Source organism: Streptomyces thermoviolaceus (assembly GCF_045209695.1).
GTDB lineage: Bacteria > Actinomycetota > Actinomycetes > Streptomycetales > Streptomycetaceae > Streptomyces > Streptomyces thermoviolaceus.
On sequence record NZ_CP109280.1, the window covers coordinates 216,365 to 228,821 of the forward strand.

At 72.2% G+C, this 12,457-nt stretch carries 15 protein-coding genes; 9 read left to right on the forward strand and 6 right to left on the reverse strand.

All coding sequences use genetic code 11. The annotated features are described in order from the left end of the window. Window positions 1–109: 109 nt before the first annotated feature. From OG899_RS00940 to OG899_RS00955, 4 genes are all read left to right on the forward strand, one after another. A complete protein-coding gene (locus OG899_RS00940) occupies window positions 110–904 on the forward strand; it encodes a polysaccharide deacetylase family protein (protein WP_189427660.1) in 795 nt (264 codons plus the stop codon). An 82-nt stretch (window positions 905–986) separates the two neighbouring features. Continuing rightward, window positions 987–1,142 (forward strand): DUF6131 family protein, encoded by a 156-nt coding sequence (locus OG899_RS00945; protein WP_168131010.1) that lies wholly within the window; start codon window positions 987–989, stop codon window positions 1,140–1,142. Window positions 1,143–1,351: 209 nt separating this feature from the next. Continuing rightward, window positions 1,352–1,840 (forward strand): ATP-binding protein, encoded by a 489-nt coding sequence (locus OG899_RS00950; protein ID WP_125498284.1) that lies wholly within the window; start codon window positions 1,352–1,354, stop codon window positions 1,838–1,840. A gap of 110 nt (window positions 1,841–1,950) precedes the next feature. After that, window positions 1,951–2,145: an antitoxin gene (locus OG899_RS00955; protein ID WP_125498283.1), complete on the forward strand. Its 195-nt coding sequence runs from the start codon at window positions 1,951–1,953 to the stop codon at window positions 2,143–2,145. Between the two features lie 117 nt (window positions 2,146–2,262). On the opposite strand, the gene OG899_RS00960 is transcribed toward OG899_RS00955, so the two are convergent. Beyond that, window positions 2,263–3,057 carry an SAM-dependent methyltransferase gene (locus OG899_RS00960; RefSeq protein ID WP_125498282.1) on the reverse strand — a complete coding sequence of 265 codons (795 nt, stop codon included), beginning with the start codon at window positions 3,055–3,057 and terminating at the stop codon, window positions 2,263–2,265. 778 nt (window positions 3,058–3,835) lie between these two features. Between OG899_RS00960 and OG899_RS00965 the strand changes: the two genes are divergently transcribed. The 3 genes from OG899_RS00965 (at window position 3,836) to OG899_RS00975 (ending at window position 6,804) form a co-directional block, all read left to right on the forward strand. Then, window positions 3,836–4,315, forward strand: coding sequence for an SPW repeat protein (locus OG899_RS00965; protein WP_185867857.1), 480 nt, complete (start codon window positions 3,836–3,838; stop codon window positions 4,313–4,315). 527 nt (window positions 4,316–4,842) lie between these two features. Continuing rightward, a complete protein-coding gene (locus tag OG899_RS00970) occupies window positions 4,843–5,631 on the forward strand; it encodes a ribonuclease BN (protein ID WP_189427704.1) in 789 nt (262 codons plus the stop codon). Window positions 5,632–5,871: 240 nt separating this feature from the next. After that, window positions 5,872–6,804: a DMT family transporter gene (locus OG899_RS00975; protein ID WP_125498281.1), complete on the forward strand. Its 933-nt coding sequence runs from the start codon at window positions 5,872–5,874 to the stop codon at window positions 6,802–6,804. A 39-nt stretch (window positions 6,805–6,843) separates the two neighbouring features. On the opposite strand, the gene OG899_RS00980 is transcribed toward OG899_RS00975, so the two are convergent. The 5 genes from OG899_RS00980 to OG899_RS01000 form a co-directional block, all read right to left on the reverse strand. Beyond that, window positions 6,844–7,419, reverse strand: a complete 576-nt coding sequence (locus OG899_RS00980; protein ID WP_189427661.1) for a hypothetical protein — start codon at window positions 7,417–7,419, stop codon at window positions 6,844–6,846. A gap of 170 nt (window positions 7,420–7,589) precedes the next feature. Beyond that, window positions 7,590–7,778 carry a hypothetical protein gene (locus OG899_RS00985; protein WP_125498279.1) on the reverse strand — a complete coding sequence of 63 codons (189 nt, stop codon included), beginning with the start codon at window positions 7,776–7,778 and terminating at the stop codon, window positions 7,590–7,592. 233 nt (window positions 7,779–8,011) lie between these two features. Continuing rightward, the gene (locus OG899_RS00990) at window positions 8,012–8,218 is read right to left on the reverse strand and encodes a hypothetical protein (RefSeq protein ID WP_125498278.1); all 207 of its coding nucleotides are present in this window, start codon (window positions 8,216–8,218) and stop codon (window positions 8,012–8,014) included. A 67-nt stretch (window positions 8,219–8,285) separates the two neighbouring features. Next, window positions 8,286–9,371, reverse strand: coding sequence for a hydrogenase expression protein HypE (locus OG899_RS00995; protein WP_125498277.1), 1,086 nt, complete (start codon window positions 9,369–9,371; stop codon window positions 8,286–8,288). Further along, a complete protein-coding gene (locus tag OG899_RS01000) occupies window positions 9,368–9,913 on the reverse strand; it encodes a hemerythrin domain-containing protein (protein WP_125498276.1) in 546 nt (181 codons plus the stop codon). Before OG899_RS01000 ends, OG899_RS00995 begins: the two co-directional genes overlap by 4 nt. A gap of 382 nt (window positions 9,914–10,295) precedes the next feature. Here OG899_RS01000 and OG899_RS01005 point away from each other — a divergent pair, with 382 nt between their 5' ends. Then, the gene (locus OG899_RS01005) at window positions 10,296–10,736 is read left to right on the forward strand and encodes an SPW repeat protein (protein ID WP_125498275.1); all 441 of its coding nucleotides are present in this window, start codon (window positions 10,296–10,298) and stop codon (window positions 10,734–10,736) included. Between the two features lie 196 nt (window positions 10,737–10,932). Continuing rightward, a complete protein-coding gene (locus tag OG899_RS01010; RefSeq protein WP_125498274.1) occupies window positions 10,933–12,387 on the forward strand; it encodes a glyceraldehyde-3-phosphate dehydrogenase in 1,455 nt (484 codons plus the stop codon). Window positions 12,388–12,457: the final 70 nt, after the last annotated feature.

Here is a 12,457-nt window from a genome sequence, read left to right on the forward strand (position 1 = left end):
CGTCCGTCCCCTCGAAATGTCCCTGATTGGTAACAGCCGGATCCCGGACGGCTGTTCGATCGTCTTGCTCTGTGCAAGATCCACACGAACGACGAGGAGCAGTGCGGACATGGTGCGGCATGGGGGCGGACGCGGCTGGCGCGGCCGGGTGCTCGCGGCGACCCTGGGGGTGGCGGTGCTGGCGACCACGGCCTCGGTGTGGACCGCACAGGCGCATCCGGGGCGTCAAGTGCACGCGGAGCCGACAGCCCGGCCTTCCTCGACGGCAGCGGGGGCGCCGGGGGCGGCGCCCGCCGCCGTGCCGAGGAGCATCGTGCACGCCTCCGACCAGGGCGCCCGCGGTGTCAACATCACCATCGACGACGGGCCGGACCCGGTGTGGACCCCGCAGGTGCTGCAGGTGCTGCGGGACAACGGCGTCAAGGCCACGTTCTGCATGGTGGGCCCGCAGGCGCAGGCGCACCCGGACCTGGTGAAGGCGGTCGTGGCGGACGGGCACCGGCTGTGCGACCACAGCGTCGCGCACGACACGGGCATGGACCACAAGGCGGAGTCGTATCAGCGGCAGCAGATCCTGGACGCCGAGCAGATGATCATCGAAGCGTCCGGGGGTGTGCGCCCCGTGTACTACCGGGCGCCGGGCGGCGCGTTCACCCCGTACAGCCGCGAGGTGGCCGCCTCCCACGGCATGCGGCCGCTGGGCTGGAACGTGGACTCCAAGGATTTCGAACGTCCGGGCACGGCCGCCATCGTCGCCACGGTGAAGCAGGAGGTGGCCAACGGGCCGACGATCCTGTTCCACGACGCGGGGGGCGACCGCTCGCAGACCGTCGAGGCGCTGCGCCAGGTCCTGCCCTGGCTGAAGCAGCAGGGGTACACGTTCGGTTTCCCCGTGGTGCGCTGAGCGTGACCGGCGCGGCGCCGGGGGTTTCACCGGGGCCGATCAGGTGACCCGGAGGGTGCACCATCCCGAACCGGAGGCGGTCATGATCCTCCTTGGCGTCATCCTTCTCGTCGTCGGTCTCGTCACCGGCATCTCCATTCTGTGGACGATCGGCATCATCCTGGCGGTGATCGGCGCCATCCTGTGGCTGCTGGGCGCCACGGGACATGCGGTGGCCGGCCACCGGCACTTCTGGTGACCGGCTGCTTCGGCGGCCGGTCGGCACCCGATACCGGGCCGTGAGGCCCGACGGCACCGAGCCCCGTGCACCCTCGTGGTGCGCGGGGCTCGCCCGTGTGCCGACCCGGTGTGCTCCGTACGGGCGCCCGCGGTGCCTGCTGTTCTCCGGGACGGGTAGCCGCAGCAACGGAAGACACATGAGGCACCGTGACTCATCGAGGCGATCACATGTCCGTCCCGCTCAGGTGTCCGGGGCCGGACGGGTGGGACCGGCACGGCAGGACGCCCGCCGCGCTGCGCTGGGACGCCCGCTGGCGCAGTGGCGGGATCAGTGCCGCCGAGGCCCGCGCGGCGGTCGGCCGCTTCCTGGAACGGGTCCGCGCCACCGGCCGCGTCGCCGTGCCCGAGCGCCTGGCGCAGGACGCGCAGCTGGTGGTCGGCGAACTGATCACGAACGTGGTGCAGCACGCCCCCGGCCTGTGCGGCCTGGGGGTGGAGGTGCGGCCGGACAGCGGCCAGGTGGAGATCAGCGTGTGGGACACCTCGCCGGTGCCGCCGACCCGGCGGCCGCCCGACGGCCGGCGGGTCGGCGGTCACGGCATGGAGATCGTCGGGGCGGTCTGCCGGGCGGTCACGGTGACGGCTCTGCCCTCGTCCGGCAAGCGGGTCACGGCCTGCCTGGCGCCGCGGGCGCCCGGTCCGACGGACGCCGGCTGACCGGTCGGGCCCGCGCCGGCCCTGCCCCGACGGGGCCGGACGGGCTGCGGATGCGGCGCCCGCGAGGGTCGGAGATGCTGAGAGGGAACCACGCCGCGAAGGAGTGCGCGATGAGCATGATGGACAGGCTCAAGAGCATGCTGCGGGGGCACGAGCAACAGACCGACAAGGCCGTCGACAAGGGCGGTGACTACATCGACGACCGCACCCAGGGCAAGTACGGCAGCCAGGTCGACAAGGGCCAGGAGCGCATGCGTCAGGAGCTGCGCGACCAGGACCGCGGACCCGACCAGCCCCCGCGGTGACGGCGCGGCCCGCGGCACGTTCCGCGGGCCGCAACCGGTCCCCGGCACGCACCACGGGCCGCGGTGGCGCATCAGGGGCACGTGTCGCACATGGTCCGACGCGCCCCGGGGCACGCGTCAGGGAACGCGGGCGACGCCGGCGTAGACGCCGCAGTCCTCGCTGCGCGGCGCGGGCTCGGACTTGGCCCACTCGGTGGCCGTGACCAGGCCGGGTTCGACCAGTTCCAGTCCCTCGAAGAACCGCGCGACCTCCTCGCGGGACCGGAAGGCCAGCGGGATGCCGCCCTTGGCGTATTCGTCGGCGACCTGCTGCGACAGCTCCGGGTACAGGTCGCTGGAGGCGTGCGACAGCACCAGGTGGCTGCCCGACGGCAGCACACTCACCAGCTCGCGGACGATGCCGTGGGCGTTCTGCTCGTCGGTGATGAAGTGCATCAGCGCGATCAGGGACAGCGCGACGGGACGGGAGAAGTCGAGCACCTTCCGGGCGTGCTCGACGATCTCCTCCGGGCGCCGCACATCGGCCTGGATGTAGTCCGTGGCGCCCTCGGGGTGGCTCACCAGCAGCGCCTCGGCGTGGCGCAGCACGATCGGGTCGTTGTCCGTGTAGACCACCCGGGCCGTGGGCACGATGCGCTGGACGATCTGGTGCAGGTTCGGCTCGGTCGGGATGCCGGTGCCGATGTCCAGGAACTGGTCGATGCCCTGGGAGGCGAGCCAGGCCACCGCACGGTGCATGAAGTCGCGGTTCTGCCGTGCGCCGTCGCGCGCCTCGGGCGGCAGTTTGCGGCCGACCGCCTCGTCCACGGGATAGTTGTCCTTGCCCCCGAGCAGCCAGTCGTAGACGCGAGCCGGATGGGCACGGCTGGTGTCGATGGGCGTGGACGAAAGGTCGGGTGTGCCGGTCGCCATGGCGTACTCCAACGTACGAGTGCATCGAGTGGATCGAGCAAGGCAAATCGATCTCTGCAGTCTCGCACATCATCTGCCGTTCCAGTAAGCACAGTTGGCGATCTCCACAGCACGTCGGGGACGTGATCCGGCCGATCCGGGCCGGCGCGTGCGCGGTCGCCCGCGATGCCGGTGCACCTGGCCGCCGGGCCGCTCCGTACGCACTCCCCCGCCGGGCGGGCCGGCGGGTCCGGTCCGGCGCCGGCATGCGGGCCGGGTCACCCGTGAGACGGACCGTGCGCACCAGCCGGGAAGCCGGCATGAAGCGGGACGCGAGCCCGCGGCCGCCCCGGGGACTGCTCGTTCCGCTCGGCCCGGACGTTCCGCGGGTGCGGCTGCCGCACGGCGAGTCCGCAGGCGACGGCCGACGAACCGGCCGGCACCGCCGAACCGGACGTCTGCATCGTCGACATCGTCGACGACGTCGCGCTTCCGGCCGGAGCACGGTGACGCCGTCGCCGCCGGGCTGGAACGCCGCCGGGGGCGCAGGCGGCACAACCCGCAGACCCGTGCGGATGTGCTGCTGCGTCACACCGAGGTTTCGCGCGGTGGACGCTGCTGGGGCTGCGGTACCTGTCCCTCGGCACGGAGGCGCTGGACGCCGGGGGCCTGGATCCGTTCCGCAAGGAGTGCATACCGGAAGGAACTCGGAAGAACCCACATAAAGAGCGCATAAGTCACCCACGTGGGGGAATCCTGGAGGTGCAAAGCAACCCCTTGCGGAGAGGAGACGACAGCAATGTCGTATCCACATCGCTCCAACGACGTGGGCACTGGCACCCAGCATCCGGACATGATGGGTTCGCACCCCGAGATGACGGAGATGCGGGACCGTCTCGAGCGGACCGCCTCCAGCGGGCCGGCGGTCGTCCTCGAGGGCCTGATCCTGCTGACCGGCCTCTACGCCGCGATCTCCCCCTGGGTGGTGCACTTCGCGGGCCAGCCCTTCATCACCGTCAACAACCTGATCGTCGGTATCACCGTCGGCCTGATCGGCCTCGGTCTCGCCCTGGCTCCGGAGCGCATGTTCCGGCTGGCATGGATGCTCGTCCCCCTCGGCATCTGGCTGTTCATCTCGCCGTGGGTGGTGACCGCGACGCACAGCGCACGGGCAGGCATCGTCTGGAACAACTGCTGGGTGGGTGCAGTGACCGCGCTGCTGGGCCTGGCGGCCATGGGTATGACCATCGGCAGGTCGCACAAGGGCCAGCGGCGGTGACCCGTCGCGGCGTCCCCCGCTGAGCACCCCGGCGGCACACCGCGCACCTGTCCCGGTGTCCGCCGCCCGGTGCCCCCGTTCAGGTGTTCTCCCGAGGAGGTCGTGATTCCTTCCGCGACCCGGTCCCGGCGCCGCCGGCGACCGGGTCCGCCTCTGTCCTGCGGCCGGTGGCGTCCGTAGCGGCGCCGCGCGGCCCACGGCCGGCGGCCTCCGCCGTCCCGCCCGGCACGTCCTGTGCACCGCGCCAGATCCTGTGCACCGTGCCCGTCTCCTCTCCCACGGCCCGGAGCAGCGTGCGTGCCGCGACGCCGCCGGCCGTGCGGTGATCGCGGGGCGTGCGGCGGCGCCGGAGTCGGCGCAAGCTGGATTGCGGAAGAGCGAACGGCCGGGCGGGTCGCCGAGCACCAGGATCCGAGGAGCGGCGGGATGACCGGTGAGGCCACCAGGATGCCTCCCGCGGGCCGTGTCGGGCGCCCGGGTGCGGGACGGCGGACGTGAGACGGCACCTGCCGCGCCTCGGACAGCGGATGCGCCGCCTGGAGCGCCGACTGGCCGCGCTCGTCCTCGTCCGGCGCGGCCGTGACCTGGAGCTGATGCACCGGGCCTTGGGGTTCGCCACGCTGTCCCTGGTCACCCTTGCGCCGCTGCTGATCGTGGTGGCCGCCGTCGCCCCGCTCGGCGAGGGCGGCTTCGCCTACTGGCTGGTGGACGGCATGGGGTTGTCGGGACGGTCCGCCCAGGTGCTCACCGACATCATCAGTCCCCCGGTGCGGGTGGTCAGCACCACCAGCGCATGGGGCGGTGTCCTGGTCGCCGTGTTCGGGGTGTCCTTCGCGGGCAGCGTCCAGAACGGCTACGAGCGGATCTGGGGACTGCCGCCCGGTCCGTGGCACCGGGTGTGGCGGCAGGCGACCTGGCTGGCCGGGCTGACGGCCTACCTGTACCAGGAGGTGATCAGCCGCTACCAGTTCGACGGCTGGGAACGGGTCACGGTGTCCGCGGGCACCGGTGTGCTGTTCTTCTGGTGGGGTCAGCACTTCCTGCTGGGCGGGCAGATCCGCTGGCGTCATCTGCTGCCGGGTGCGATCGCCACCATGGTCGGGCTGGGCGGCCTGCGGGTGTTCTCCACCCTGGTGTTCACCCCGCTCATCGTGGACAACGCGCTGAGCTACGGGGCGGTCGGGATCGTGCTCGTGGTGGAGTCCTGGCTCACCGGGGTCGGTTTCGTCGTCTACGGAGGCGCGATGTTCGGACGCTGGTTCTGCGAGCATCACTGGATCCCCCATGTACCTCATCACGTACCTCATCGGCGCTGACACCGGCGCACACGGTGCGGCGTGGGCGTGTGGCGGCAGTGCAGCGGGGATACTCCGAAACGTCCCGTCCGTCCGGACCCGGGGACCGGCCGCGCCGCCGGCCGCCTCGCCCCGGGGTTCCCCGTCGCCGCCGAGGTCACCGACCGTGTCAACTGCGCGCTCCGGCTTCTGCTCCCTCGACGCACGACCGGCCGCGACGCCGTCCGCCGGCAGCGCGGCCTCGTGCCGGGGCGTGCCCAGGTGAACGCCCCGACCGTCGTCCTGGCCCTGCTCGCGGCGCTGAGCAACGCCGCGGCCTCCGTGCTGCAGCGGCGGGCCGCCGCCGACGAGACCGGTGGTGAGGAGGGCACCCGGGTGCGGCAGGCGGTGCGGTGGCTGGTCCATGTGCTGCGGCGGCCCTACTGGCTGGCCGGTGCGGCGATGCTGGCACTGTCCACCGTGCTGCAGGCGGCCGCACTGGCGGTGGGCAGCCTGGCGCTGGTGCAGCCGCTGATGGCCAGCGAGCTGCTGTTCACCCTGGCGGTGGGCAGCCTGGTCTTCCGGCGCCGCCCGGACGGCCGTACCTGGGCGGCGTTCGCCTCCCTCGCCGTGGGTCTGTCCCTCTTCCTGGGCGCGGCCGCTCCGTCCGAGGGCACGGACACCGCCGAGCCGGAGGTGTGGCTCGCAGTGGGTGTGGCGCTGCTGGTGCTGGTGACGGCGGTGCTGATGGCGTCCCGGCTGGTGCGGGGCGCTCCGCGGGCGGGGCTGCTGGGGCTGGCGTCCGCGGTGTCGTTCGCCGCGACGGCGGCGCTGATGAAGGAGAGCGTGGGACGCCTGGAGCAGGGCGTCACCGTGCTGCTGTCCGACTGGCCGCTGTACGCGACCCTGGCGGCCGGGGGGCTGGCGTTCCTGCTGCTGCAGCTGGCGCTGCTCGCGGGCAGCCTGACCGCCTCGCAGCCGGCCCTGACCCTGGGCGACGCGCTCACCAGCGTGGCGCTGGGCTGGGTGCTGTACCAGGAGTACATCGGGCTGGGCGTACGGCTGCTGCCCGAGGCGATCGGCGTGGCCCTCATCGGTGCCGGCAGCATCGGTCTGGCGGCGGCCACGAGCGCCGACGGCTCCTGGGACAGCGCCCCGGGGCGGCGCGGCGGTTCGGGACCCGGGGCCGAGCGCTCCGCCTCGCAGCGGTCCTGATCGCTGCGGCCTCGGCGCCTGCCGGGCCTCGGCGGGCCGTCAGTCGCCGGGCGAGGTGCCCGCGGCCGCCGTTCCGGTGTCCCGGTGGTCCGGGTCCCGGTCACGGGACGGACCGGGAGGATGCGCGGGAACGGGGTGCACCGGATCGAGGGCGGCCGGGCCCCAGAAATCCGCGGTCCCGTCGGCATCCGAGGCCCCGTCGGTGTCGGGGTCGGCGTCCGGCGTGGTGCGGTCGTCGGCGTCCTGGTCCGCGGCTGGTGCCGGGGCCCGGTCGCCGGCGTCCTGATCCACGAAAGGTGCCGGGGTAGCGGTGTCCCCGGTCAGGGTCAGGACGAGTCCGCCGCTGCACCGGGAGGTGAGGTTGAACAGGGCGGCGCACAGCGTCGCGGCCACCGGGACGGCGACGACCGCGCAGGTCGCCAGCGGCGGCACCCACTCCGGGGACGGCCAGAGTTCCTTGTGCAGCAGGCCCTGCAGCGCCCACAGGGGCGGCAGGGTGACGGCGACGCAGATCAGCATGCCCAGCGTCGCCGCGAAACTCACCGCCAGCACCGACCACGTACCGGTCCGGGTCATGCGTATGCGGGCGTCCGCTTGCTCCCCGCTCGGGGCCATGTTCTCTCCCTGCGCTCGGTCCTGCGCTCGGCCCTCCCCCTGGGCGGCCGGTGCCGTGCCGTCCGCACCACGGCTCGGAGGCGGACGGCACGGCGGGGGCCTCGCCGCCACGGATGCGGTCGTGCGGTGAAGGCCGTGTCGTGACGACGGCCGTGCCGTGACGACGGTCCTCAGGTCCGGCGGCGGGGACCGGGGCCCAGGCCGACCATCCGCCAGATGCGCACCTCGCGCACGATCCCGGGGATCTCCTTCGCCAGCAGGGCGAGCACCGCCCCGCCGGTCACGGCGAGCTGTGCCGCCAGCACACGCCGGGCCGTGACACCCGTTCCTTCCCTCTTCCTGCGTCTCGTCGCCCTCATCGCTCGCTCCACCCGCTCGTGCCGCTGCTCGTGGTCTCGGACTCGTGCCGCTCGTGCTCGTCGTCGTGTTCGCCGCGGTCGCGGTCGTTGCTGTCGCCGTCGCCACGGTCATCACCGTCGCCACGGTCGCCGCCGTCACCGCCGTCGCGTTCGTCGCCGTCGGCGCCGTGGCGTTCGTCGCCGTCGGCGCCGTCACGGTCGTTGCCGTCGCCGCCGGTGCCCCGGCGGGTCGGTCACCCCGGGGAGATGTTCGGCATGATCTTCGAGATCGCGTCGTGCTTCTTCCAGTGGATGCCCGTGGACCTGCGGGCGTCGGCCGTGCCGTCCGGGTGGTGTCCCGGCTGGGCCGTGCGGGGACCGGCGTTGCCCTGGGTCTGTCCGGGGACGTGGCTCGGGGTGTCGGGCCTGACGTGCGCCCTGCCGACTCTGATCCTGCTCATGATCCGCTCCTTGCCGTGGCGGGCCCCGGGGCGTGTCGGCGGGCACGGCCCGGGACCGGCCGCTGGGTCAGGGACGCCAGTGCGGGTCGTAGCCGGTGGTCAGCTCCGGCCCGTTGTGGTGCCACTTGGGTTCCTTGTTGACGGCCATGCTGGTGATGCCGCGCAGGCGCCGGATGACGGCGCCGTACGGCTTGATGAGCGTGGTCGACACGCTGCCGCCCGTCGGCTCGTCCATGAACGGCATGAAGGCGTCGGGGAAGCTCGGCATGGTGCAGCCGATGCAGATCCCGCCGACGTTCGGGCAGCCGCCGATACCGGCCATCCAGCCGCGCTTGGGCACGTTGCAGTTGACCACCGGCCCCCAGCAGCCCACCTTCACCAGGCACTTCGGAGAGTTGTAGTCCTTGGCGAAGTCGGCCTGCTCGTAGTAGGCGGCCCGGTCGCACCCCTCGTGCACCGTCTTCCCGAACAGCCACTGCGGGCGCAGCATGTCGTCCAGCGGCGGCGGGGGCGCCGAACCCGCGGCGTGGTACAGCAGCCAGGTGAGGGTCTCCATGAAGTTCTCGGGCTGGATCGGGCAGCCGGGCACGTTGATCACCGGCAGGGCGGCCTGGGACCGGAAGTCCCAGCCGAGGTAGTCGGCCAGGCCCATGCAGCCGGTGGGGTTGCCGGCCATCGCGTGGATGCCGCCGTAGGTGGCGCAGGTGCCGACCGCGACCACCGCCCACGCCTTCGGCGCGAGACGATCGATCCACCAGTTGAGGGTGAGCGGTTCGCCGGTGTCCGGGTCGTTGCCGAACGAGGTCCAGTAGCCGCCGTCCTCGATGATGTTCTGGTTGGGCACGGAACCCTCGATGACGAGGACGAACGGGGACAGCTCGCCGCGGGCCGCCGCCCGGAAGGGGACGAGGTAGTCCTCGCCGCCCAGGCTGGGCGAGAGCACCTTGTTGTACAGGTGCACCTTGGGCAGTCCGGGGACCAGCCCCTGCACGACGTCCTCGATGGCCGGCTGGCCCGAGGCCGTCATGGACACCGTGTCGCCGTCGCAGCTCATGCCCTCGGAGATCCAGAGGATGTGGATCTCGTCGAAGCCGGCTCTGTCCTCGGCCGCCGAGGCCTCCTGGGTCGCTTCGAGGGTGCTGTCCACGCTCATGTGCTCGGCCTCCCCTGGAGACGGTCGCGGAGTCGGTCGTAGGCGGCGGCCACCGGGCCGAGCAGGGTCAGCCCGGGGGGACGGTCCGGGGCTCCCGGGTGCGGCCGGGTCGGTGCCGACTGCTTCGCCTGTGTCAGCAGCCGCCCGAGCCGGTCCAGGTCCTCCTGGCGGACGTGGTCGCGCACCTCGGGCACCAGCTCGTCCTCGTCCCTGCGGATGTGCTGCTCGACGGCGCCCCTGAGCCGGCGGACGAGGTCGGCCTCGCGGGTCGCGCCGGCGGGCAGCTTGTCGAGGTCGTGCAGCAGCTTCTTGACGGCCGTGTGCCCGGCGAGATGCTCGTCGGCCCGCCGGGCGCCGTCCGGAAGGGCCTTGCGGACCATCGGGTAGAACATCATCTCCTCGAGCGCGGCGTGCCGGGACAGCTCGCGGATCATCAGCTCGACCACACCGCGACGCTGTGTGTCGCTGGCCGCGGCGTGGTAGTCGCGGAACAGTTGCTCCACCATCCGGTGGTCGTGCTGCAACAGCTCGATGGCGTCCATCGCACCTTTCCTCGAGGAGGGTGGGTCCGCCCCCGCACCAGGCTGGCACCGCCCGCCGGGGAGCGCGCGCCGAGCGGGACAGTGGGGTGAACGGCCCGGTGGCGGGCGCGACGGACATGCCGGGCGTCGTCCGCGGCGGCCCTGCCGCGTTTGCCGCTCCCCCGCGGTGGCACCCGGTTCGGCGGCGCGCCCCGGCCGCCCGCCCGGCGGGAACGTCGGCACCGACGGGGACGCGAACGACACCACGGGCGAGGGACCACCGCACAGGCGATGCGGGACACCGGGTCACAGCGGGGAACCCGGGACGCGCCCCCGGAAGAACCGCGGGCGCGAGACCGGCGCAGTGGACACCACACTTTTCGACCGAGAGGAGACGGCGGCGATGTCGTATTCGCAGCACTCCACCGACATGGGCACCCATCCCGAGATGCACGAGATGCGCGAGCGTCTGGAACGCGCGGGGTCCAGCGGACAGGGAATAGCACTGGAAGGCCTGACCGCGCTGACCGGCCTCTACGCCGCGATCTCACCCTGGGTCGTGCACTTCTCCGGACAGCCGAACATCACGGTGAACAACCTGATCATCGGGGTCACCATCGGCCTGCTCGGGCTCGGCATGGCCCTGGCACCGCAGCGGATGATGCGCTTGGGCTGGCTGCTCGTGCCGCTCGGCATCTGGCTGATCATCTCGCCCTGGGTCGTGACCGTCACGCACTCGGCGCGCGCGGGGATCATCTGGAACAACGTCGTGCTCGGCCTGATCGTGACCGCGATGGGACTCGCCGCCATGGGGCTGACGGTCGCCCGGCGCCCGCGCCACTGAGCAGGCAGGCCGCCGCACACAGGCGGCGTCCCCGGCGCCGGCTTGAGCGCGGCGCCGGCCGACGGCGGGCCGTCACCGCGCAAGCCGCGCGGTGACGGCCCGCCGTCGTGTCCGGGGCGATCTTCGACACAGTCCGGATCGATCGACAGGGCGCGTGCTTATCATATGAGCGCCCCCTAGCTCGAAAGATGGATCCGTGACTGTCAACGACGACTCGTTCACCAACTGGAAGCACCGCGAGGAGATCGCGGAGTCGATGATCCCGATGATCGGGAAGCTGCACCGGGAGCGGGACGTGACCGTCCTGCTGCACAGCCGCTCCCTGGTGAACAAGTCGGTGGTGAGCATCCTCAAGACCCATCGCTTCGCCCGGCAGATCGCGGGCGAGGAGCTGTCGGTCACCGAGACCCTGCCCTTCCTCCAGGCCCTCACCACCCTCGATCTGGGCCCGTCCCAGATCGACATCGGCATGCTGGCGGCGATGTACAAGACCGACGACCGCGGCCTGTCCGTGGCGGACTTCACCGCCGAGGCCGTCGCGGGAGCCACCGGCGCCAACAAGATCGAGGGCCGTCAGGGGCGCGACGTCGTCCTGTACGGTTTCGGCCGCATCGGCCGGCTCCTGGCCCGCCTGCTCATCGAGAAGGCCGGCTCGGGCAACGGCCTGCGGCTGCGCGCCATCGTCGTCCGCGGCGGCGGCGACCGGGCCGGCGCAGACCTCGTCAAGCGCGCCTCGCTGCTGCGCCGCGACTCCATCCACGGCCAGTTCCAGGGCACGATCACCGTCGACGAGGCGAACAGCACGATCGTCGCCAACGGCAACGCGATCAAGGTGATCTACGCCGACGACCCGTCCCAGGTCGACTACACGGCGTACGGCATCGAGGACGCCATCCTCATCGACAACACCGGCAAGTGGCGGGACCGCGCGGGCCTGTCGCAGCACCTGCGCCCCGGCATCGACAAGGTGGTGCTGACCGCGCCGGGCAAGGGCGACGTGCCGAACATCGTGCACGGCGTCAACCACGACACGATCAAGCCGGAGGAGCGGATCCTGTCCTGCGCCTCGTGCACCACCAACGCCATCGTCCCGCCGCTGAAGGCGATGGACGACGAGTTCGGCGTCCGGCGCGGCCATGTGGAGACCGTCCACTCGTTCACCAACGACCAGAACCTGCTGGACAACTACCACAAGTCCGACCGCCGCGGCCGCAGCGCGCCGCTGAACATGGTCATCACCGAGACCGGTGCGGCCTCCGCGGTCGCCAAGGCGCTGCCCGGCCTGAAGGCGCGGATCACCGGCAGCTCGATCCGCGTGCCCGTGCCGGACGTGTCGATCGCGATCCTCAATCTGCAGCTGGCACGGGAGACCACCCGCGAAGAGGTGCTCGACCACCTCCGCCAGGTCTCGCTGACCTCGCCGCTGAAGCGGCAGATCGACTTCATCAGCGCGCCCGACGCGGTCTCCAGCGACTTCATCGGCTCGCGCCACGCCTCGATCGTGGACGCCGGGGCCACCAAGGTGGACGGCGACAACGCGATCCTCTACCTGTGGTACGACAACGAGTTCGGCTACTCGTGCCAGGTCATCCGTGTCGTCCAGTACGTCTCGGGGGTGGAGTACCCGACGTTCCCGGCACCGGCGGCCTGACCGCAGCGCCCTGGACGGCCGGTTCCGCGACGGGCGGAGCCGGCCGTTCGGCGTGCTGCCCGGACGCACC

Coding starts and splice junctions, on each gene's coding strand:
- OG899_RS00985 (WP_125498279.1), bottom strand. CDS start 7,778: ATGAGGGCGACGAGACGCAGGAAGAGGGAAGGAACGGGTGTCACGGCC.
- OG899_RS00970 (WP_189427704.1), top strand. CDS start 4,843: ATGCGCCGCCTGGAGCGCCGACTGGCCGCGCTCGTCCTCGTCCGGCGC.
- OG899_RS00965 (WP_185867857.1), top strand. CDS start 3,836: ATGTCGTATCCACATCGCTCCAACGACGTGGGCACTGGCACCCAGCAT.
- OG899_RS00990 (WP_125498278.1), bottom strand. CDS start 8,218: ATGAGCAGGATCAGAGTCGGCAGGGCGCACGTCAGGCCCGACACCCCG.
- OG899_RS01005 (WP_125498275.1), top strand. CDS start 10,296: ATGTCGTATTCGCAGCACTCCACCGACATGGGCACCCATCCCGAGATG.
- OG899_RS00960 (WP_125498282.1), bottom strand. CDS start 3,057: ATGGCGACCGGCACACCCGACCTTTCGTCCACGCCCATCGACACCAGC.
- OG899_RS00950 (WP_125498284.1), top strand. CDS start 1,352: ATGTCCGTCCCGCTCAGGTGTCCGGGGCCGGACGGGTGGGACCGGCAC.
- OG899_RS00980 (WP_189427661.1), bottom strand. CDS start 7,419: ATGGCCCCGAGCGGGGAGCAAGCGGACGCCCGCATACGCATGACCCGG.
- OG899_RS00955 (WP_125498283.1), top strand. CDS start 1,951: ATGAGCATGATGGACAGGCTCAAGAGCATGCTGCGGGGGCACGAGCAA.
- OG899_RS00940 (WP_189427660.1), top strand. CDS start 110: ATGGTGCGGCATGGGGGCGGACGCGGCTGGCGCGGCCGGGTGCTCGCG.
- OG899_RS00995 (WP_125498277.1), bottom strand. CDS start 9,371: ATGAGCGTGGACAGCACCCTCGAAGCGACCCAGGAGGCCTCGGCGGCC.
- OG899_RS00945 (WP_168131010.1), top strand. CDS start 987: ATGATCCTCCTTGGCGTCATCCTTCTCGTCGTCGGTCTCGTCACCGGC.
- OG899_RS01000 (WP_125498276.1), bottom strand. CDS start 9,913: ATGGACGCCATCGAGCTGTTGCAGCACGACCACCGGATGGTGGAGCAA.